General features: G+C 73.6%; 20 protein-coding genes and 1 pseudogene. 14 read left to right on the forward strand and 7 right to left on the reverse strand.

Features of this window, described 5'->3' with window-relative positions:
* The first annotated feature begins 86 nt into the window (after positions 1-86).
* From LN652_RS20100 to LN652_RS20110, 3 genes are read left to right on the forward strand one after another with little or no spacing between them, the layout of a single operon-like run.
* Positions 87-2,048: a protein meaA gene (locus LN652_RS20100; RefSeq protein WP_230444781.1), complete on the forward strand. Its 1,962-nt coding sequence runs from the start codon at positions 87-89 to the stop codon at positions 2,046-2,048.
* Between the two features lie 39 nt (positions 2,049-2,087).
* A complete protein-coding gene (locus LN652_RS20105; protein WP_230442352.1) occupies positions 2,088-2,312 on the forward strand; it encodes a hypothetical protein in 225 nt (74 codons plus the stop codon).
* Between the two features lie 26 nt (positions 2,313-2,338).
* A complete protein-coding gene (locus LN652_RS20110; protein ID WP_230442353.1) occupies positions 2,339-2,869 on the forward strand; it encodes a ferritin in 531 nt (176 codons plus the stop codon).
* Positions 2,870-2,879: 10 nt separating this feature from the next.
* On the opposite strand, the gene LN652_RS20115 is transcribed toward LN652_RS20110, so the two are convergent.
* Positions 2,880-3,116, reverse strand: a complete 237-nt coding sequence (locus tag LN652_RS20115; RefSeq protein WP_230442354.1) for a hypothetical protein — start codon at positions 3,114-3,116, stop codon at positions 2,880-2,882.
* A 73-nt stretch (positions 3,117-3,189) separates the two neighbouring features.
* Here LN652_RS20115 and LN652_RS20120 point away from each other — a divergent pair, with 73 nt between their 5' ends.
* The 5 genes from LN652_RS20120 to LN652_RS20140 are packed head-to-tail and all read left to right on the forward strand — an operon-like array spanning position 3,190 to position 6,333.
* Positions 3,190-3,576, forward strand: a complete 387-nt coding sequence (locus tag LN652_RS20120; protein ID WP_230442355.1) for a YbaB/EbfC family nucleoid-associated protein — start codon at positions 3,190-3,192, stop codon at positions 3,574-3,576.
* Positions 3,573-3,893, forward strand: a complete 321-nt coding sequence (locus LN652_RS20125; RefSeq protein ID WP_230442356.1) for a hypothetical protein — start codon at positions 3,573-3,575, stop codon at positions 3,891-3,893. Before LN652_RS20120 ends, LN652_RS20125 begins: the two co-directional genes overlap by 4 nt.
* Positions 3,890-4,810 (forward strand): WXG100 family type VII secretion target, encoded by a 921-nt coding sequence (locus LN652_RS20130; protein WP_230442357.1) that lies wholly within the window; start codon positions 3,890-3,892, stop codon positions 4,808-4,810. Before LN652_RS20125 ends, LN652_RS20130 begins: the two co-directional genes overlap by 4 nt.
* A gap of 19 nt (positions 4,811-4,829) precedes the next feature.
* Complete coding sequence (locus LN652_RS20135; protein ID WP_230442358.1) at positions 4,830-5,732, forward strand: FAD-dependent oxidoreductase; 903 nt, start codon at positions 4,830-4,832, stop codon at positions 5,730-5,732.
* Positions 5,725-6,333 carry a histidine phosphatase family protein gene (locus tag LN652_RS20140; protein WP_230442359.1) on the forward strand — a complete coding sequence of 203 codons (609 nt, stop codon included), beginning with the start codon at positions 5,725-5,727 and terminating at the stop codon, positions 6,331-6,333. The genes LN652_RS20135 and LN652_RS20140 overlap by 8 nt, the downstream gene beginning before the upstream one ends.
* Before the next feature lie 7 nt (positions 6,334-6,340).
* Here the strand turns inward: LN652_RS20140 and LN652_RS20145 are convergent, their stop codons facing one another.
* The gene (locus LN652_RS20145; RefSeq protein WP_230442360.1) at positions 6,341-6,790 is read right to left on the reverse strand and encodes a DUF952 domain-containing protein; all 450 of its coding nucleotides are present in this window, start codon (positions 6,788-6,790) and stop codon (positions 6,341-6,343) included.
* 186 nt (positions 6,791-6,976) lie between these two features.
* Complete coding sequence (nucS, locus tag LN652_RS20150; RefSeq protein WP_230442361.1) at positions 6,977-7,663, reverse strand: endonuclease NucS; 687 nt, start codon at positions 7,661-7,663, stop codon at positions 6,977-6,979.
* A gap of 24 nt (positions 7,664-7,687) precedes the next feature.
* Between nucS and LN652_RS20155 the strand changes: the two genes are divergently transcribed.
* From LN652_RS20155 to LN652_RS20165, 3 genes are read left to right on the forward strand one after another with little or no spacing between them, the layout of a single operon-like run.
* The gene (locus tag LN652_RS20155) at positions 7,688-8,764 is read left to right on the forward strand and encodes a GNAT family N-acetyltransferase (RefSeq protein WP_230442362.1); all 1,077 of its coding nucleotides are present in this window, start codon (positions 7,688-7,690) and stop codon (positions 8,762-8,764) included.
* Positions 8,761-9,636 (forward strand): phosphotransferase family protein, encoded by an 876-nt coding sequence (locus LN652_RS20160; RefSeq protein ID WP_230442363.1) that lies wholly within the window; start codon positions 8,761-8,763, stop codon positions 9,634-9,636. Before LN652_RS20155 ends, LN652_RS20160 begins: the two co-directional genes overlap by 4 nt.
* 46 nt (positions 9,637-9,682) lie before the next feature.
* Positions 9,683-11,491 carry a 3-hydroxyacyl-CoA dehydrogenase family protein gene (locus tag LN652_RS20165; protein WP_230442364.1) on the forward strand — a complete coding sequence of 603 codons (1,809 nt, stop codon included), beginning with the start codon at positions 9,683-9,685 and terminating at the stop codon, positions 11,489-11,491.
* 27 nt (positions 11,492-11,518) lie between these two features.
* On the opposite strand, the gene LN652_RS20170 is transcribed toward LN652_RS20165, so the two are convergent.
* The 3 genes from LN652_RS20170 to LN652_RS20180 all read right to left on the reverse strand — a co-directional run bounded on the left by LN652_RS20170 (position 11,519) and on the right by LN652_RS20180 (position 15,057).
* Positions 11,519-12,052 (reverse strand): hypothetical protein, encoded by a 534-nt coding sequence (locus LN652_RS20170; protein WP_230442365.1) that lies wholly within the window; start codon positions 12,050-12,052, stop codon positions 11,519-11,521.
* An 80-nt stretch (positions 12,053-12,132) separates the two neighbouring features.
* Complete coding sequence (locus LN652_RS20175; RefSeq protein ID WP_230442366.1) at positions 12,133-12,594, reverse strand: VOC family protein; 462 nt, start codon at positions 12,592-12,594, stop codon at positions 12,133-12,135.
* 39 nt (positions 12,595-12,633) lie between these two features.
* Positions 12,634-15,057, reverse strand: coding sequence for a LuxR C-terminal-related transcriptional regulator (locus LN652_RS20180; RefSeq protein WP_230442367.1), 2,424 nt, complete (start codon positions 15,055-15,057; stop codon positions 12,634-12,636).
* Positions 15,058-15,267: 210 nt separating this feature from the next.
* Between LN652_RS20180 and LN652_RS20185 the strand changes: the two genes are divergently transcribed.
* Positions 15,268-16,029, forward strand: a complete 762-nt coding sequence (locus LN652_RS20185; protein WP_230442368.1) for a hypothetical protein — start codon at positions 15,268-15,270, stop codon at positions 16,027-16,029.
* A gap of 46 nt (positions 16,030-16,075) precedes the next feature.
* A complete protein-coding gene (locus tag LN652_RS20190; RefSeq protein WP_230442369.1) occupies positions 16,076-16,843 on the forward strand; it encodes an alpha/beta fold hydrolase in 768 nt (255 codons plus the stop codon).
* Positions 16,844-16,850: 7 nt separating this feature from the next.
* Here the strand turns inward: LN652_RS20190 and LN652_RS20195 are convergent, their stop codons facing one another.
* Positions 16,851-17,387, reverse strand: coding sequence for a CGNR zinc finger domain-containing protein (locus LN652_RS20195; RefSeq protein WP_230442370.1), 537 nt, complete (start codon positions 17,385-17,387; stop codon positions 16,851-16,853).
* 32 nt (positions 17,388-17,419) lie between these two features.
* Between LN652_RS20195 and LN652_RS20200 the strand changes: the two are divergent.
* Positions 17,420-18,274, forward strand: a pseudogene (locus tag LN652_RS20200) (EamA family transporter); the annotation flags it as partial.
* Positions 18,275-18,343 lie beyond the last annotated feature (69 nt).

The raw sequence follows: 18,343 nt of genomic DNA on the forward strand, positions 1-18,343 counted from the left end.
CGCAGCCCTACTGTGTCGCCATGACGGAATCGGGTCACACGGACCGCACGGCCGGGGAGCGTCCCGCCAAGGACCGGCCGTGGGTGATGCGCACCTATGCCGGCCACTCCACCGCCGAGGCGTCCAACGCGCTCTACCGCACCAACCTGGCCAAGGGGCAGACCGGCCTCAGCGTCGCGTTCGACCTGCCGACCCAGACCGGCTACGACCCCGACAGCCCGCTCAGCCGCGGCGAGGTCGGCAAGGTCGGCGTCCCGGTCCCGCACCTGGGCGAGATGCGCACGCTCTTCACCGACATCCCGCTCACCGCGATGAACACCTCGATGACGATCAACGCGGTCGCGATGTGGATGCTCGCGATGTACCAGGTCGTCGCCGAGGAGCAGAACCCGGACCTGTCGCCCGAGGAGGTCGCCGCCCAGCTCGCCGGCACCACCCAGAACGACATCATCAAGGAGTACCTCTCCCGCGGGACCTACGCGTTCCCGCCCGAGGCCTCGATGCGGCTGATCGCCGACATGATCGCCTACACCGTCCACCGGATCCCGAAGTGGAACCCGATCAACATCTGCAGCTACCACCTGCAGGAGGCGGGCGCCACGCCCGTGCAGGAGCTCGCGTACGCGCTGAGCACCGCGATCGCCGTGCTCGACGAGGTCAAGGCCTCGGGCCAGGTCTCCGACGACGACTTCGAGAAGGTCGTCGGGCGGATCTCGTTCTTCGTCAACGCGGGCGTCCGGTTCATCGAGGAGACCTGCAAGATGCGGGCCTTCGTCCAGCTCTGGGACGAGATCGCCCGGGACCGCTACGGCGTCCAGGACCCCAAGATGCGGCGCTTCCGCTACGGCGTGCAGGTCAACTCGCTCGGCCTCACCGAGGCCCAGCCGGAGAACAACGTGCAGCGCATCGTGCTGGAGATGCTCGGCGTCACGCTGTCGAAGGACGCCCGCGCCCGCGCGCTCCAGCTGCCGGCCTGGAACGAGGCGCTCGGCCTGCCGCGCCCGTGGGACCAGCAGTGGTCGCTGCGCCTGCAGCAGGTGCTGGCCTTCGAGTCCGACCTGCTCGAGTACGACGACATCTTCGCCGGCTCCCACGTCATCGAGGCCAAGGTCGCCGAGCTGGTCGCCGGCGCGAAGGCCGAGATCGAGCGGGTGCAGGAGATGGGCGGCGCGATCGCTGCCGTCGACTACATGAAGTCCGAGCTGGTCTCCTCCCACGCCGCGCGCCGGGCCCGGATCGAGTCCGGGGAGGAGGTCATCGTCGGCGTCAACCGGTTCGAGACGACCGAGCCCTCGCCGCTGACCGCCGACCTCGACGGCGCGATCATGGCTGCCGACCCCGAGGCCGAGCGCACCGCGCGCGCCAGCGTCGAGGCGTGGAAGGCCGGGCGGGACGAGGCCGAGGTGGCCGACGCCCTGGCCGCTCTCGCCGCCGCCGCGAAGACCGACGAGAACCTGATGGCACCCACCCTGGCCGCGGCGCGGGCGGGCGCGACCACGGGGGAGTGGGCGGCGACCCTGCGCGAGGTGTTCGGCGAGTACCGCGGCCCGACCGGCGTGTCCGGCGCCGTGGCCACCGAGGCGGGCGCCGAGCTCACCGCGTTGCGCGAGCGGGTGCGGGCCACGGGCGAGGAGCTGGGCGGGCGGCTGCGGCTGCTGGTGGGCAAGCCGGGGCTCGACGGGCACTCCAACGGTGCCGAGCAGGTCGCGGTCCGCGCCCGCGACGCCGGCTTCGAGGTGATCTACCAGGGCATCCGGCTGACGCCGGCCCAGATCGTGGCGGCCGCGGTCGCCGAGGACGTGCACTGCATCGGCCTCTCCATCCTGTCCGGCTCCCACATGGAGCTGGTGCCGGACGTGCTCGACGGCCTGGCCGAGGCCGGCCTGGGCGACCTCCCGGTGATCGTGGGCGGCATCATCCCCGAGGCCGACGGGCGCCGGCTGCGTGAGCTCGGCGTCGCCGCCGTCTACACGCCGAAGGACTACGGCCTCACCGAGATCATGGGCGGCATCGTCGACGTGATCCGCCGGGCCCACGACCTGGACTGAGGTTAGGCTGCCCTAAATTCTCCTGCTATCGTCCCGACCGTGGGCAAGAAGGCCAAGGGCAAGGGCAGCAAGGACGGCAAGGTCGCCAAGCTGCCCAAGAAGAAGTGCTGCGAGGACACGCCGAAGTGCCAGCGCTGCCCGCTGCGGATGCTCAAGGAGGGCACCCTGCCCGAGGGCTACACCGTGCACAAGCGGCGCCTGGTGACGACCGCCGAGCTGGAGCGGTCGCGTCGCAAGAAGTCGAAGAAGAAGATCGCGGCCTGAGGCCGCGCCCCACCGAGGAGCCCCCGATGCCTGCCGCCCGCTTCGCCGACCAGCTCAACGTCCAGATCGGCAACGAGCTCGCCGCCCACCACCAGTACCTCGCGTGTGCGATCCACTACGACGCGCTGACCATGCCGAGGATGGCGGCGTTCTTCTACGCCCAGGCCCTCGAGGAGCGCGGTCACGCGATGATGATGGTCCAGTACCTCCTCGACACCGACTCCGAGGTCGCGATCCCCGCGGTGCCCGCTCCGACGTCGTCGTTCGCGGACGTGGTGGCTCCCGTGGCGCTCGCCCTCGAGCAGGAGCGGACGGTCACCGAGCAGGTCAACGGCCTGCTGCGGATCGCCCGCGAGGAGCACGACTTCGCCTCCGAGCAGTTCATGCAGTGGTTCATCAAGGAGCAGGTCGAGGAGGTCGCCACGATGAGCGACCTGCTCACCGTCGTCAGCCGCAACCGTGACGACGTCGAGGACATCGAGGAGTACGTCGCCCGCGAGCACGGCGGCGAGGGCGAGGACCCGACCGCGCCGCGCCAGGCGGGCGCCGCGGGCTGACCGCGCGGCGTCAGCGGCGCTCGGAGCCGCGCCGGGCCGCGCCGGCCGCCGAGAGCAGGCCGTAGACCCAGAGCAGGCCGGTGCCGACGTAGTGCACGGCCACGCCGGCCACCGCGCCGAGCCCGGCGGCGACGGCCAGGCCGGTGTCGGACGAGGTGGCGGCTGCCACCGCGACCCCGACGACGGCTCCCACGACGGCGAGCACGACGAGGGTCCAGGCGCTGTCGAAGATCCCGAGCACTCTCACGAGCCCCACCCTACGGTCCTGTTTGGGACCGCGCCGAACGGGCATGGTGACCCGCGAGACGAAGGGGGTCCGGGTGGACATCGAGAGCATCACCAGGGACGCGGAGGCCCGCCTGGAGGCGGTCGCGTCCATGCAGTCCGAGCTGCAGACGCTGCGCGGTCGGGCCGAGAACCGCGCGGGCACCGTCCGCGTGGAGGTCACTCCGGCGGGCGCGCTGCTCGACCTGTGGCTGAGCGAGAGCGTGCGCGACCTCGCCGCCGACCGGCTGGCCGCGGAGATCGTCCGCACCGTGCGCGAGGCGCAGGTGTCGGTCGCCGACGACATGCGCCGCATCGTCGGCGGGCTGGTCCCGGAGGACCGGCTGGCAGCGCTGAGCGAGGGGCGCGTCCCCGACAGCACGATGCGGGCGGTCGACGCCGAGTTGGCCAGCATCCGCGCGGCGCGGGAGCAGGAGCGGTGAGCGCGATGGTCGAGCTGAGCCTCGAGGGCCTGCTGGAGGGCGCGGACGCCCAGCTGGAGCTCAGCGAGCAGGCCTCGCGCATGTCGGGGGAGGCGGGTCGGATCCTGCTGCCCTCCGGCGCGCTCGGCAAGCTGCCCGAGAGCGACGAGATCCGCTCGGTGTCGGAGCAGCGGGCCGCCGGTGCGGCCGACGCGCTCGACGCGGTGCGCGAGTGCATGGACATCCTCGCCTCGGCCCTCAAGGACACCGTCGAGGACTTCTCGAACGTCGAGGCGCTCGTCGCCGAGGCCTTCGACCGGATGCGGGGTGACTCGTGAGCGCGGCAGGGGCGGTCGACGTCTGGCAGCGCATCAACGGCTGGATGGCCCCGCTGGAGGGAGCGATCGACGCGGTCATGCGTCCGCTGGTCTCGCCGCTGGCCGACCAGTTCGACTGGGTCACGGGCGACTCGGCCGAGGTCACCGCCACCGCCGAGCGGTGGCGCGACATGGCACGCCGGACCCGGGCGCTGAGCGACTCCGAGCTCAACGCCGCGTTCCGCACCACGGCCGGGTGGACCGGGCAGGCCAGCGACGCCTTCGAGCGGATCACCAAGGAGTTCGCCGAGCAGATCGACGCGGTGGCGGCCGAGATGGACGAGACGGCCGAGTACCTCCTCGACGCCTCGCTCGAGGTCAAGATGGCCGAGGACCTCGTCGAGACGATCATCCGCGAGCTCATCGAGTGGGCGCTGATCACGCTGGTGGTCTCCGCGGCACTGACGGTCGTCACCTTCGGCGCCAGCGCGGCTGCGGGCGGTGCGGCCGCGGCGGCCGAGGCGGCGGTCGCCGGCTCGCGCGTCGCGGCGGCGCTGTCGAAGCTCGCCAAGCTGCTCAAGGCGGTCGCCGACGCGCTCAAGGCGGTCAAGGCGATGAAGACGCTGAGCCGCGAGGGCATCCTGATCAAGACCATCCTGGTCAAGGGCATGCTCATCAAGCCGGTCGTCAAGGGCGTCACCGGCCTCACAGGGGCGCCGATCTCGGGCTCGGCCCAGTCGATCATCGACGGCTTCTCCGACGTGGTGGCCGACGAGGTCGACGACCAGCGAGGCGGCGACCGGGGACCCCAGACGCCGCTGCGCGACGCGGTGGACGACCCGATCCGCCGGGTCACCGACCACCTGCCGCCGACCGGACCGGTGGACGACGCGGTCGACCGGGCGCGCGACCTGCTGCCGACCGCCCCCGGCGAGTAGCGGCTGGCACACTCGCACCATGCGGGTCATCGTGGTGGGGGCTGGGGTCGTCGGGCTGACCTGCGCGGTCCGGCTGCTGGAGGCGGGCCACCGCGTCGACGTGGTGGCCCGCGACCTGCCGCTGGAGACGACGTCCGCGGTCGCGGCAGCGCTCTGGTACCCCTACCGCGCCGCGCCCCACGACCGGGTCACCGCCTGGTCGGCGACGACGTACGACGTGCTCGCCGACCTCGCGCGCGACGAGCGCACCGGCGTCCGGGTGCTGACCGGCACCGAGCTGCTGCGCCGGCCCTCGCCGGACCCGTGGTGGCGCTCCGCGGTGCCGGCGCTGGACCGGGAGACCGCCCTGCCGCCGGGCTATGCGGACGGGTGGACCTTCGCGAGCCCCGTCGTCGACATGCCGGTCTTCCTGCGCTGGCTGGTGGCGCGCGTGGACGAGCTCGGCGGCACCCTGACCCGGATGAATCTCTCGGCCCTCCCGGACGACGGGTCGCTGGTGGTCAACGCCACCGGCCTCGGCGCGCGCCACTTCGGCGCGGACCCGTCGGTGCAGCCCGTCCGGGGCCAGGTCGTCGTGGTGGAGCAGGTCGGGATCGACCGCTGGACCCTCGACGGCTCCGGCCTCACCTACGTCGTGCCCCGCACGCACGAGGTGGTGCTGGGCGGCACGGACGTCGAGGGGGAGTGGAGCCGTACGCCCGACCCCGCCGTCGCCGAGCAGGTGCTGCACCGCGCGACCGCCCTGGTGCCGGCGCTGGAGGGGGCCCGGGTGCTGCGGCACAAGGTCGGGCTGCGTCCCGCCCGTCCGCAGGTCCGGCTCGAGCGGGAGGGCGACGTGGTGCACTGCTACGGCCACGGTGGCGCCGGCGTCACCCTGTCGTGGGGCTGCGCGGCCGACGTGGTGGGCCTGGTCGGTGACTGACCTCCCGCGCACCACCCGCCTGCTCGTCGCCCGCCACGGCGAGGCCGCCTACGAGAGCGACCTGCTCAGCGATGCCGGCGGGTGGTTGACCCCACTGGGCCGGGAGCAGGCGCGCGGGCTCGCCGCGTCGCTGGCCGACGAGCAGGTCACCCGGGTGTGGACCAGCGACATGGCCCGGGCCGTCCAGACCGGCGAGGTCGTCGCGGGTCCGCTCGGCGTCGACGTCGTCGTCCGGACGGGGCTGCGCGAGTTCGGGGTGGGGGACGCGGCCGGGACGACCGGTGTCCCCGACCCGTTCGCGGCGACCTTCGCGTCGTGGCTCGACGGCGACCTGGCCGCCCGGATCCCCGGCGGCGAGAGCGGCGAGGACGTCGTCGCGCGCTACCGGACGGTGCTGGAGGAGATCGCCGACGCCCACCGCGGGGAGACCGTGCTCGTGGTCAGCCACGGCGGCGTGATGTGCCTGGCGCTGTCCGTGCTCGCCGCGAACCTCGCGGTCAGCCACTCCCGCGACCTCCCGATGCCGAACTGCGGGGTGGTCGTGATGGAGGCGGACGCCGGCGGCTGGGTGGCCCGCTCGTGGGCCGGTCAGGACCTCTGAGCCGCCCTCAGCCGAGCAGGCCCGCCGCCCACAGCACGACCAGCACGAGCGCCATCACGGCGACGGCGACGCCCATCCGCACCGCCATCGCGCCGACCCACAGCGACATCAGCGTCGCGGGTCGGCCGCGGCGGTCCAGCGGGGTCGCCTCGAGGACCGCGGACCGGTTGATCGGGCCGTGGACGTGCGCGTACGTGTCGTCCCCGACCGGGTCCACGCGCACCTCGGCGTCGAGCCGGCGCGGGTCGATCGTGAGCAGCACCAGGTGCTCGTCGAGGCCGGCGTAGTAGCGGTCGAAGACGCCCTGCACCTGGTCGCGGCGGCTGGCGTGGATGAACCCCTCCTCGGCGAGCGTCCGTCCCACGGTGGACGTGGTGTAGGTGCCGGTCTCGAGGGCGCGGCGCCAGTCGGCGTCGGTCGCGATGTGGAAGATGCGGTCGGGGACGGCCTCGGTCACCGTGCGAGGGTAACGACATGAGCGAGCGCTGGGCTTCGACGGCCACTACGTCGACCATTACCTGCGCCGCTTCACGCCCTACGCGATCTGCGAGGGCCTCTACGTCGAGGACCGGCTCTTCCACGGAGCGGGGCTGTGCCTCAAGAGCCTGGCCTGCGGGCTCGTCGGGGGGCGACCCGGCCACGCCTAGAACAGCCGGTGCTCCGCGTCGTCCATGCCGCGCAGGGCGTCGTAGTCGACGAGCGCGCAGGCGATGCCGCGGTCCGTGGCCAGCACGCGGGCCTGGGGCTTGATCTCCTGGGCGGCGTAGATGCCGCGGACCGGACCCTTGCTGGTCAGCATCGGGTCGCGGTTGAGCAGCTCGAGGTAGCGGGTGAGCTGCTCGACCCCGTCGATCTCGCCGCGGCGCTTGATCTCGACCGCGACCGACAGGCCGTCGGCGTCGCGGCACATCAGGTCGACCGGGCCGATCGCGGTCATGAACTCGCGGCGCACCAGCGTCAGGCCGTCGGCGAGCGTTGCCGGGTGCTCGGCGAGCAGCTCCTGGAGGTGCTTCTCGACGCCGTCCTTCTGCAGTCCCGGGTCGACGCCGAGGTCGTGGGACGTGTCGTGCAGGACCTCGTCGATGAGGATGCGCAGGGTGTCGTCGGTCTTGGTGGCGGTCACCAGCCACTCGGGCCGGCCGTCCTCGGACACCCCCTCGCGGACCGTGCACGGCGGCGACATCCAGTTGAGCGGCTTGTAGGAGCCGCCGTCGGAGTGGATGAGCACCGAGCCGTCGTTCTTCAGCATCAGCACCCGCGTGGCCATCGGCAGGTGGGCCGAGAGCCGTCCCGCGTAGTCGACCTGGCACGTGGCTACGACGATCCTCACGTCGGGCGAATCTACAGTGACCCCGTGACCGCTCCCGCAGTACGCCCCGCCCGCGCGCGCGACCTGCCGCTCCTCGCCGCGATCGAGGACGCGGGCACCCCGATGTTCGAGGAGGTGCTCGGCGACCTCACCGGCGACGCCCTCGCCTCGCCGGCGCCGAGCGGCGAGTGGCGGGCGGCGCAGCCCGGCTTCCTGCTGGTCGCCGGCGACCCGGCGGTCGGGTTCGCCCACGTCGTCGACCTGGTCGGCCACGCCCACCTCGCGCAGCTCTCGGTGCACCCCGACCACGGCCGCCGCGGCGTCGGGGCGGCGCTGCTCGAGGCGGCGGCCGAGCGCGCGACGCTGAAGGGCCACGGCTCGCTCACCCTCACGACGTACGCCGACCTGCCGTGGAACGGGCCGTTCTACGCCCGGCACGGCTTCGTGGAGTTCGCGGCCGACGACCCGCTCACCGCCCAGCAGCAGGCGATCTCCGACGAGGAGGAGCGGCTGGGGCTGGGCCGGCACGGGCGTCGGACCTGGATGCGGCGGGTGCTGCGCCCGCACCGCTCGACCGCCGAGCTGGAGGCGTTCCTCCCGGCGCTGGACGCCTCGCCCCGCGAGGTCGGGACGGTGCGCGCCGTCGTCCGGCGCCCCGGGCCGGGTGAGCGCGAGGTGCTGGAGGTCGGCCACCTGGACCTCGAGCACGGGCTGCTCGGCGACACCTGGGCGGAGCGGGGGAGCCGGCGCACGCCCGACGGCTCGGCCCACCCCGACATGCAGCTCAACGTCATGAACCACCGCCTCGTCGAGTTCCTCGCCCAGGACCCGGCGCGCGAGGCGCTCGCCGGCGACCAGATGTTCCTCGACCTCGACCTCTCCCACGACCACCTCCCGGCCTGGTCCGAGCTGCACATCGGCGGCCCGGACGGAGCGGTGGTCGTCGTCACGGACCAGCCGCACAACGGCTGCGGGAAGTTCATCGCCCGCTTCGGCAAGGACGCGATGACCTTCGTCAACGGGCCCGAGGGCAAGCCGCGCCGGCTCCGCGGGCTCTGCGCCAGGGTGGTCCGTCCCGGCCCGGTGCGTCCGGGCGACGAGGTCGTGGTGCGGCGCCCGTGAGCGACCTGACCGACCCGCTCGCCGCGCTCGACGAGCGTCAGCGCGCCCTGCTCGCGGCGTGGCTGCCCGACCTGGAGGTGGTCGCCGACCACAGCTGGGGCCTGGTCGAGACCCGGGTGCTGGAGGTGACCGGCGGCGGTCGCAGGTGCATGGTCAAGGCCGGCGGTGCCTCCGACCACCACATCGCCCGCGAGATCCGCGCGCACCGGGAGTGGACGGCCCCGTGGGTGGGCACCGGGCACGCCGCGGTCCTGCGGCACGCGGACGTCGCGGCCAAGGTCCTGGTGACCGACCACCTGCCCGGTCGCCTGGTCCAGGGTGACCCGGCGCAGGACGACCCGGACACCTACCGGCAGGCAGGCAGGCTGATCGCGCGCTTCCACGCCCAGCACGCGCAGACCGACGACACCTGGTACGACCGGCTGCGCGACCGGGTCCGGCGCGGACTGGACTCGCGGCACCGGATCGACCCGGTGATCGAGGAGCGGGTGCGGGCCGAGGTCGACACCTGGCCGGGTGGACCGGCGACCGTGGTGCCGACGCACGGCGACTGGCAGCCGCGCAACTGGCTGGTCGACGACGGCACCGTCCGCGTGATCGACCTCGGTCGGGCCGACCTGCGTCCGGTCGAGGAGGACTTCAGCCGCCTCGCCAACCAGGACTTCGCCCGCGACCCCGTGCTGGAGACCGCCTTCTTCGAGGGCTACGGGCAGGATCCCCGCGAGCCGCGCACGTGGCGCTGCGAGCGGGTGGGGGTCGCGGTCGGCACCGCGACCTGGGCGCACCAGGTGGGCGACGAGGCCTTCGAGGAGTTCGGGCACGGCCTGCTGCGCGGCCTGTTCGGACCCGGCAGCACCGCCGCGGGGGAGTGACGCTCCCCACACCCGCGCGCGGCACCGGCCGTGGGAGCATGCGTCCATGACTGAGACGGCTACCCGTGAGTTCTCCACCGTCGGCGTGATCGGCCTCGGCACCATGGGCGCCGGCATCGCCGAGGTCTTCGCCCGCAACGGCTTCGCCGTCATCGGTGTCGAGCAGAACGACGGCGGGCTGGAGCGCGGCCGCCAGCACCTCGAGCACTCCACCGGTCGCGCGGTCAAGCGCGAGAAGCTGACCCAGGAGCAGGCCGACGAGCTGCTCGGCCGGATCACCCTCACCACCGACATGACGGCGCTGTCGGCCGCCGACCTCGTGGTCGAGGCGGTCGTGGAGTCGCTGGAGGTCAAGAAGGCGATCTTCCGGGCCCTCGACGACATCGTGCGCCCGGACGCCGTGCTGGCCACGAACACCTCGTCGCTGAGCGTCACCGAGATCTCCACCGCCAACGCCAAGCCGGGGCGCGTCGTCGGCGTCCACTTCTTCAACCCCGCGCCGGTGCAGAACCTCGTCGAGATCATCCGCACGGTGGTCACCGAGCCCGACGTTCTCGCCGACGTGCAGGCGCTGCTGCGCAGCCTCGGCAAGAACCCGGTCGTCTGCGGCGACAAGGCCGGCTTCATCGCCAACACCCTGCTCTTCGGCTACCTCAACCACGCGGTCGCGATGTACGAGGGCAAGTACGCCTCCCGCGAGGACATCGACGCGGCGATGCGGTTCGGCTGCGGCTACCCGATGGGCCCGCTCGCGCTGCTGGACCTGATCGGCCTCGACACCGCCTACGAGATCCTCGACACGATGTACAAGCAGGGCCGCGACCGCCTGCACGCGCCCGCGCCGATCCTCAAGCAGTACGTCACCGCCGGCCTGCTGGGTCGCAAGTCCGGCCGCGGCTTCTACACCTACGAGGCCCCGGACTCGCCCGTCGTGGTCGCCGACGCCCACACCCCGGGCGAGGACGACAGGCCCACGATGCACCACGATGTACGCCTGGTCGGCGTCGTCGGTACGGGCACCATGGCGGCGGGCATCGTCGAGGTCTTCGCCAAGGCCGGGCGCGACGTGCTGTTCACCGGTCGCAGCCAGGACAAGGTCGACGGGGTCGTGGCGAGCATCGCGAGGAACTTCGACAAGCAGATCCAGCGCGGCCGCGCCACGGAGGAGCAGAAGGCCGAGGTGCTGGGCCGGGTCCGCGGCACCACCTCGCTCGACGACCTCGCGGACGTCGACCTGGTGGTCGAGGCGATCGCGGAGGACCTCGCGGTCAAGACCACGCTGTTCGAGAACCTCGACGAGATCTGCACCGGCGGTCGAGGTGGCGCGGGCGCGATCCTCGCCACCACCACCTCGTCGCTGCCGATCATCGCGATGGCGAAGGTGACCCGGCGTCCGCAGGACGTCATCGGCATGCACTTCTTCAACCCCGCCGCGATCATGAAGCTGGTCGAGGTGGTCTCCACCGTCGCCACCGACGAGTCCGTGACGGAGACCGTGCTCGCGCTGTGCGGGGAGGTCGGCAAGGTGGGCGTGCGCTGCGGCGACCGGTCGGGGTTCATCGTCAACGCCCTGCTGTTCCCCTACCTCAACGACGCCGTCAAGATGCTCGAGGCGCACTACGCGACCGCCGACGACATCGACACCGCGATGAAGCAGGGCTGCGCGCTGCCGATGGGGCCCTTCGAGCTGCTCGACGTGGTCGGCAACGACGTGTCGCTGGCGATCCAGCGCGAGCTCTACCTCGAGTTCCGCGAGCCCGGGTTCGCCCCCGCGCCGCTGCTGGAGCACCTCGTGACGGCGGGCTACCTCGGCCGCAAGACCGGGCGCGGCTTCCGCGACTACAGCGCGCGCTGAGGCGGGTCCCGGGCCCGGGGTGCGGGGTCAGAGGCTGCGGGTGGTGGTCGCGGTGACCGTCGGCGCCTGCGGGGCACCCGCGTAGGCCGTGACGGTCTCCCTGCGCTGGTCGACGTCGCGGCGCCCGACGACGAACGTCAGCGGGGCGGTGGACGCCGACGGAGCGAGGGTGTCGGCGTAGGAGAAGGTGTAGGTCCAGCCCTTGGCCGCCGATCCGGTGACGGAGCCAGCCGTCCAGCCCTTGCCGTCGACGGCGGCCGGCCCGCCTGCTGCCACCGACCCCGGGAACACCACGGACACGGTGAGCCCGCTGACCGTGGGGGCGTTCGCCGCCCACACGTGCTGCACCTGGACCTGGGTCTCGATCCTGGTGGGACCGCGGCCGGCCCACGTGGTCGGGTAGGACGTGAGCGTGTCGAACCTCAGCGTCGCCGAGGCGGACGCCGCGTAGCCGGGTGCCGCGCTCGCAGCCACCACGACCGGAGCGGTCCACGTCGCGCCGAGGATGGCCCGGCGCGAGGGCCTCGGCAGTCCGGGAGCGTCCGGCATCAGGTCGGTCATGCGTCCTTCGGGGTCGGCAGTGGGGCCTGCGCCCGAGCGCGCACGTCAGTCAAGCATGACCTGACGCGTCTGTCCGTCGATCAGTCGAGACAGAACACGTTGCCCTCCGGGTCGGTCATCACCAGATGTCCCAGGGTCATCGGTGGCGCGGGCTCGTGCCGCGCCACCCGCGTGGCGCCGAGCGCCACCAGGCGCTGCGCCTCGGCCTCGAGCGCGGCCATCCGCTCCTCGCCCTCGAGGCCGGGGGCCGCGCGCAGGTCGAGGTGCACCCGGTTCTTGCCGGCCGCCTCCTCGGGCACGCGCTGGAAGAACAGCCGCGGACCGTCGCCGTCGGGGTCCTGCGCGGCGGAGGCTGCGTTCCACTCGGACTCCGGGACCCCCACCTCGGCGAGGAACGCGTGCCACGCCGCGAAGACGTCCTGGCCCGGATCGGGCTGCCGGCCCGGCGGGGGCGGGTTGACGTATCCCGTGGCGGCGGCCCAGAAACGGGACAGCAGCTCGGGGTCGTGGGCGTCGAAGGTCACCTGGATGGTCCGGCTCATGGCGGCCATCCTGCCCGCACCCACCGACAGCGACGCCGGCTAGCGCGCCGCCTGCTCGATCACCAGGGCCGCCAGCCGGGCCCGGCTGTTGATGTCGAGCTTGCGGTAGATGTGGGTGAGGTGGGCGTCGACGGTGCGCGGGGAGACGAAGAGCTCCTCGGCGATCCGGCGGCTGGTCAGCCCGTGCGCGACCCGCTCGGCGACCTGTCGCTCGGCGGCGGTCAGGGCGTCGAGCACCGACGGCGGGGCTGACGCGGGGCGGTAGAGGACGGCCGTGACCAGCGGCACCACCTCGGCGGAGAGGTCGTCGCCGTCGAGCCAGGCGGCCGGTGCGGTCGACGCGGGCGTGACGTCGACGTCGGCGGAGTAGCCCCACCGCACCGCCATCCGCGGCACACGGAGGGCGACGGCGGTCGCGGCGATCGCGCGCGCCTCGGGCAGCTCGCGGGCGCGGGCGACGACGGCGAGGCCGTCGAGCACGTCGGCCCCGCGCAGCGGCAGGCCCATGGTGCGGCAGTGGTCGAGCGCGGTGAGGTAGGTCGTCGTGGCCTGGTCGAGGTCGCCGAGCTGGACCATCGCCCGCCCGAGCAGCAGCCGTGCCTCCACGGCGTCGCGGCCCAGCCGCGCGGAGTCGGCGAGGGCGACGACGTCGGCGGCGAGGCCAGCGGCCTGCCGGACGTCGCCGCGGGCGAGCAGGTCGCGGCCGTCCTGGGCCAGCACCGGCAGCCGGACGGCCCAGGGGAGCGACTGGCGGTCGACGGGGGTGGGCACCCAGGTCGGGTCGAGGCCGCGCAGAAGCGTCTCGGCCAGCAGGCCGACGCGGTCCTCGGCGAGCTGGCGCGCCTCGGCCACGACCGCGCGGGCACCCGCGACGGCCTCGGCGATCCGGCCCTGCTCGAGGGCGATCCGGGCCAGCAGGGTGCGCAGGGAGAGGTCGATCCAGCGCTCGTCGTTGGTGATGCGCGCGGGCATCGCGGCGGCAATCGCCCGGGTGGCCTCCGCGAAGCGGCCCTGGGAGGCGTACACGTCGGCGAGCGTGCGGGTGGCCTGACGGGTGATGGAGCCGTCGGGGTCGAGGTCGATCGCCCGCTGCGCCTCGACCTCGGCGCTCGCCAGGTCGCCCGCGTCGAGGTGCATCTCGGCCCGGATCGACGCGGTCTTGCAGAGCTGCTCGTCCGGGTTCGGGGCGGCCGACGCGTGCTCGTCGGAGCGGGCGAGGAGCCACAGGCCCTCGTAGGTGCCGCGCATCTCGGAGGCGGCGATGCCCGCCCGGCGCGCGATCTGCGCGCCGATCTCCGGCGGCCCGTCGCCGCTGGCGAGCGCACCCTCGAGGATCTCGACGGCGTCGCGGGTGCGCATGGAGGTGTAGAGGGAGGAGAAGATCCGGTTGGCGATGGAGTAGCCCTGGCCCCGGGTCTCCGGGCGGGCGCAGGCGGTGAGCACCGCCTGCCGCATCGCCGGCAGGTCCCGGAGCCACTCCGCGTCGGCCGCGCCGAAGTTGTCGTGGGCGGGCGCGTGCTGCTCGGCCCACGCCAGCAGGCCCTGCTCGACGGCGGCGACGTCGTCGTCGGTGGCGAGCCCGCGCGCCCGCCCGCGGATCGGGGACAGCATGTCGAAGCGGCCCTGCCCGTCGACCTCCAGCAGGCTGCGACGGACCAGGTTGCCGGCGAGCTCGGCGGCGGTGTGGGACGGCACGTCCAGGACCCGGGTGAGCACGCCCATCCCGGCCGGGAAGTCGAGCAGCCCGATGCGTCGCAGCGCCGTGGCGCTGTCGGGGTCGAGGAGGCCGTGCGCGGAGTCGACGGCCTGGTCGAGGCTGACCGCCGACATGGCGTTGCTGAGCCCGACGAGGGCGCTCTGGACGGCCACCTGCTCGATCAGCAGCGGCAGGCCCCCGGTGGCGCTCAGCAGGCGGCGTACCTCGTGGGCCTGGCCGTCGAGGTCGACCGGCTGCCCGCCGGCGGACCTGATCCGGCGCAGGAAGAGGTCGACCGCCGGCCCCTCCAGCGGTGCGCGCTGCGCCGGGACCGGGAGGGGGCCCACCCGCACGACGGACTCGTAGGGCTGGCCGGCGGTGGTCAGGGCGGTCACCACGACGCGGGCCCCGCCGGTGGCCTCGAGCACCGACTGCAGGAGCGGGCCGGCGGCGGTGGTGTCGAGGTCGAGGCCGTCGAGGACCAGCAGGCCGTCGTGGGCGTCGACGGCACGCCCCAGCGCCCCTACCAGGCTGTCGCCGGGCGCCGTCTCGGCCCCGAGCGTCTCCAGGGCCGCGACGAGCACCTCGTCGAGGCTGCGCAGGGTGCGCGCGTCGACCCAGGCGGCGGGGGAGGCCTCCGCGAGGTGGCGCACCAGCAGCGTCTTGCCGCTGCCGGGCGGCCCGACCACCGTCACCCAGCGTGACTCGCCGATCGCCTCGCGCAACGCGAGCGCGACGTCGTCACGACCGAGGCAGGGGGAGAGCACGGACCGAACATATCGCCCTCGGCGGGAGAGATAGGTAGGACTACGGATGCTGGCCGGTGCGGTTCCGCGGGAGTGTTCTCTCACGCCGGGGCCCACGGGGCCGCACAGGGGATGGCCCCGATCCCCGGCCGTGTCTCGGAGCGGGTCGCACGTCGTCGGGGGTCGACGTGCGGCCCGCTCTGTGTTTCCCCGGCTGCGTACGCTGGTCGCATGGAACTCGTCCTCGTGCTGGTCGTGCTCGGTGGTCTCACCGCGGTGGCGGTCGCGGCCGGGAAGTCGAGCAAGAAGCGTGAGCTGGCCCGCGCCGAGGCCGAGGTGGCGCCGGTCAAGAAGCTCGCCGAGGAGGACGTCACCGCCCTCGGCGTGGAGCTCCAGGACCTCGACATCGACCTCGCCGGGGAGCAGCTCGACCCGGGCGCCAACGCCGACTACCAGCGTGCGCTCGACTCCTACGAGTCCGCCAAGACCGCGGCCGCGGGCCTGACCCGCGCCGAGGACGTCCGGCACGTCACCGAGATCCTCGAGGACGGCCGCTACGCGATGGCGTGCGTGCGCGCCCGGGTGGCCGGGCAGCCGCTGCCGACCCGGCGCCCGCCGTGCTTCTTCGACCCGCGTCACGGGCTGTCGGTGGCGGACGTGCCGTGGACCCCTCCGGGCGGCACGTCGCGCGACGTCCCTGCCTGCGCGCTCGACGTCGAGCGGGTGCGGGCCGGCGCCGAGCCCGACATCCGGAAGGTGATGGTCGGCTCGCGCCGGGTGCCCTACTGGCAGGGCGGCCGCGCCTACCAGCCCTACGCGCAGGGCTACTTCGGCACCTTCTCCCCGATGGACTGGATGTTCATGGGCATGCTCTTCGGGGGCGGCTTCGACGGCCTCGGTGAGGGCATCGGGGCCATCGGCGAGGGGATCGGCGACCTGTTCGGCGGCATCGGCGACGGCATCGGCGACATGTTCGACGGGTTCGACTTCTGACCCCACCCCTCGTCGGGCGCCGCGCGGGTGCTGGGAGGATGGGCCGGTGAGCCTGCACCGCACCGAGCTCGGCGAGTCCGGGAGCCGCATCGTGTTCTGCCACGGCCTCTTCGGCCAGGGCAAGAACTGGACCCAGGTCGCGAAGGCGCTCAGCGCCGAGCACCGCGTCACGCTGCTCGACATGCCCAACCACGGGCGCTCGCCGTGGACCGAGACCTTCGACTACGTCCACCTCGCCGACCTCGTCGCCGCCGAGCTCGGCGACGAGCCGGTGGCGCTGGTGGGGCACTCGATGGGCGGGAAGATCGCGATGTGCCTGGCGCTGCGCCACCCCGAGCGGGTCGAGCGGCTCGCGGTGGTCGACATCGCGCCGGCCGGCTACGACAGCGGCCGCGAGTTCATCGGCTACACCGAGACCATGCGGGGCCTGGACCTGTCCGCCCTCGAGCGACGCAGCGACGCCGACGAGGCGATGGCCGCGGACGTCCCGGACCCGGTCGTGCGCAGCTTCCTCCTGCAGAACCTCCGCCGCACCGACGACGGCTGGCACTGGCAGCCGAACCTCGAGCTGCTCGCGCGGCACATGGCCGAGCTGGCCGGCTGGCCCGACGAGGCGCTCGGCGACGCGACGTACGACGGCCCGGTGCTGTGGATCGGGGGCTCGCGCTCCGACTACGTCACCGACGAGCACGCCCCGGAGATGGACCGGCGCTTCCCCCGCAACCGGCGCGTCGTCATCAAGGACGCCGGGCACTGGGTGCACTCCGAGCGGCCGGACGTCTTCCTCGAGGTGCTGCGCCGGTTCCTCGCCTGAGCGTCGGTCAGGACCGCTGGCGGGCGCGGTAGGCGGCGACCGCCTCGCGGTTGCCGCACGTGGTGGAGCAGTAGCGGCGCGAGCGGTTGCGGGACAGGTCGAGGACGACGTCCTCGCAGTCGTCCGCGGCGCACCGCGCCAGCCGCGACATCTCGTCGGCGCGGATCACGTCGACCATCGCCATCGCGGTCTCGACCACGACCCGCTCGTCCAGCGGGCGGTCGGGGTCGACGGCGTGGAGGTGCCAGTCCCACTGGTCGTGGCGCTGCAGCTGGGGGAGCGCCCTGGCCCGGGCCAGCATGGTGTTGACCAGGTCGGCGGCCGCGTCGCGCTCGGCGAGCAGCAGCTCGCGCAGGGCCGGCCGCAGGCGCCGCACCGCGTCGAGCTCGTCGGGCGTGGCGTCGTGGCGGCCGGTGTAGGACCACTGCGCCAGGAAGGCCGACAGGTCGTCCACCGAGCCCAGCGGGTCGCCCGGGGTGTCGGTCGAGTTCGCGAGGGCGACCGCCGCCTGCAGGGCGGCGTCGGTGTCATCCGTGAAAAGCACGTTGACACATTACAGGAGGCCCTCCTAGTGTCATGACCGTGAAGGCTTTGACACATGACAGCGCGCGGGCCCGCACCTCGGCGGGACTCGTCCTGGCGGTCGCCTCGGCGACCTCGTTCGGGCTCTCCGGCGCGCTCGCGCGCGGGCTGCTCGACACCGGGTGGAGCGCCGGTGCCACGGTGGCGCTGCGCATCTCCATCGCCGCCGCCGTGCTGCTCGTCCCGGGCGTGCTGGCCCTGCGCGGCCGCTGGCACCTGCTGCGGGCCAGCGCCGGGACCGTGGTGGTCTACGGCATCGCCGCGGTCGCCGGGGCGCAGCTGTGCTACTTCTACGCCGTCACCTACCTGCAGGTCAGCGTCGCGCTGCTGCTGGAGTACACCGCGCCGGTCGCGGTGGTCGTGTGGCTGTGGCTGCGCCACGGGCACCGGCCCACCGGCCTCACCGTCGCCGGGGCGGCGCTGTCGGCGGCCGGCCTGGTGCTGGTCCTCGACGTGCTGTCGGGCGCCGACCTGAGCGCGGTCGGGGTGCTGTGGGCGCTCGGCGCGATGGTCGGCGCGGCGACGTACTTCGTGATCTCGGCCGACGAGGGCAACGGGCTGCCGGGGCTGACCCTGGCCGCGGGCGGGCTGCTCGTCGGCGCCGTCGTCCTGCTGGTCGCGGGCGCCACCGGCCTGCTGCCGTTCGACGCCTCGACGCGCGACGCGGTCTACGACGGCCGCACCGTCGCCTGGTGGGTCCCCGTGGTCGTCCTCGGACTGGTCACGGCGGCCTTCTCCTACGTCACCGGGATCGCGGCGGGACGCCGCCTCGGCAGCAGGCTGGCGTCGTTCGTCGCGCTCGGCGAGGTGCTGGCCGCGGTGGTGTGGGCGTGGCTGCTGCTCGGCGAGCTGCCGCGGCCCGTGCAGGTCCTCGGCGGGCTGCTCGTGCTCGCGGGCGTCGTCGCGGTCAAGCTCGGC

It is taken from the genome of Nocardioides okcheonensis (assembly GCF_020991065.1).
Classification (GTDB): Bacteria; Actinomycetota; Actinomycetes; order Propionibacteriales; family Nocardioidaceae; genus Nocardioides; species Nocardioides okcheonensis.

Bases quoted from the DNA above. Each gene is read 5' to 3' on its own strand.
- LN652_RS20100 (WP_230444781.1), top strand. From the start codon at position 87: ATGCGCACCTATGCCGGCCACTCCACCGCCGAGGCGTCCAACGCGCTC.
- LN652_RS20110 (WP_230442353.1), top strand. From the start codon at position 2,339: ATGCCTGCCGCCCGCTTCGCCGACCAGCTCAACGTCCAGATCGGCAAC.
- LN652_RS20135 (WP_230442358.1), top strand. From the start codon at position 4,830: ATGCGGGTCATCGTGGTGGGGGCTGGGGTCGTCGGGCTGACCTGCGCG.
- LN652_RS20165 (WP_230442364.1), top strand. From the start codon at position 9,683: ATGACTGAGACGGCTACCCGTGAGTTCTCCACCGTCGGCGTGATCGGC.
- LN652_RS20170 (WP_230442365.1), bottom strand. From the start codon at position 12,052: ATGACCGACCTGATGCCGGACGCTCCCGGACTGCCGAGGCCCTCGCGC.
- LN652_RS20175 (WP_230442366.1), bottom strand. From the start codon at position 12,594: ATGAGCCGGACCATCCAGGTGACCTTCGACGCCCACGACCCCGAGCTG.
- LN652_RS20185 (WP_230442368.1), top strand. From the start codon at position 15,268: ATGGAACTCGTCCTCGTGCTGGTCGTGCTCGGTGGTCTCACCGCGGTG.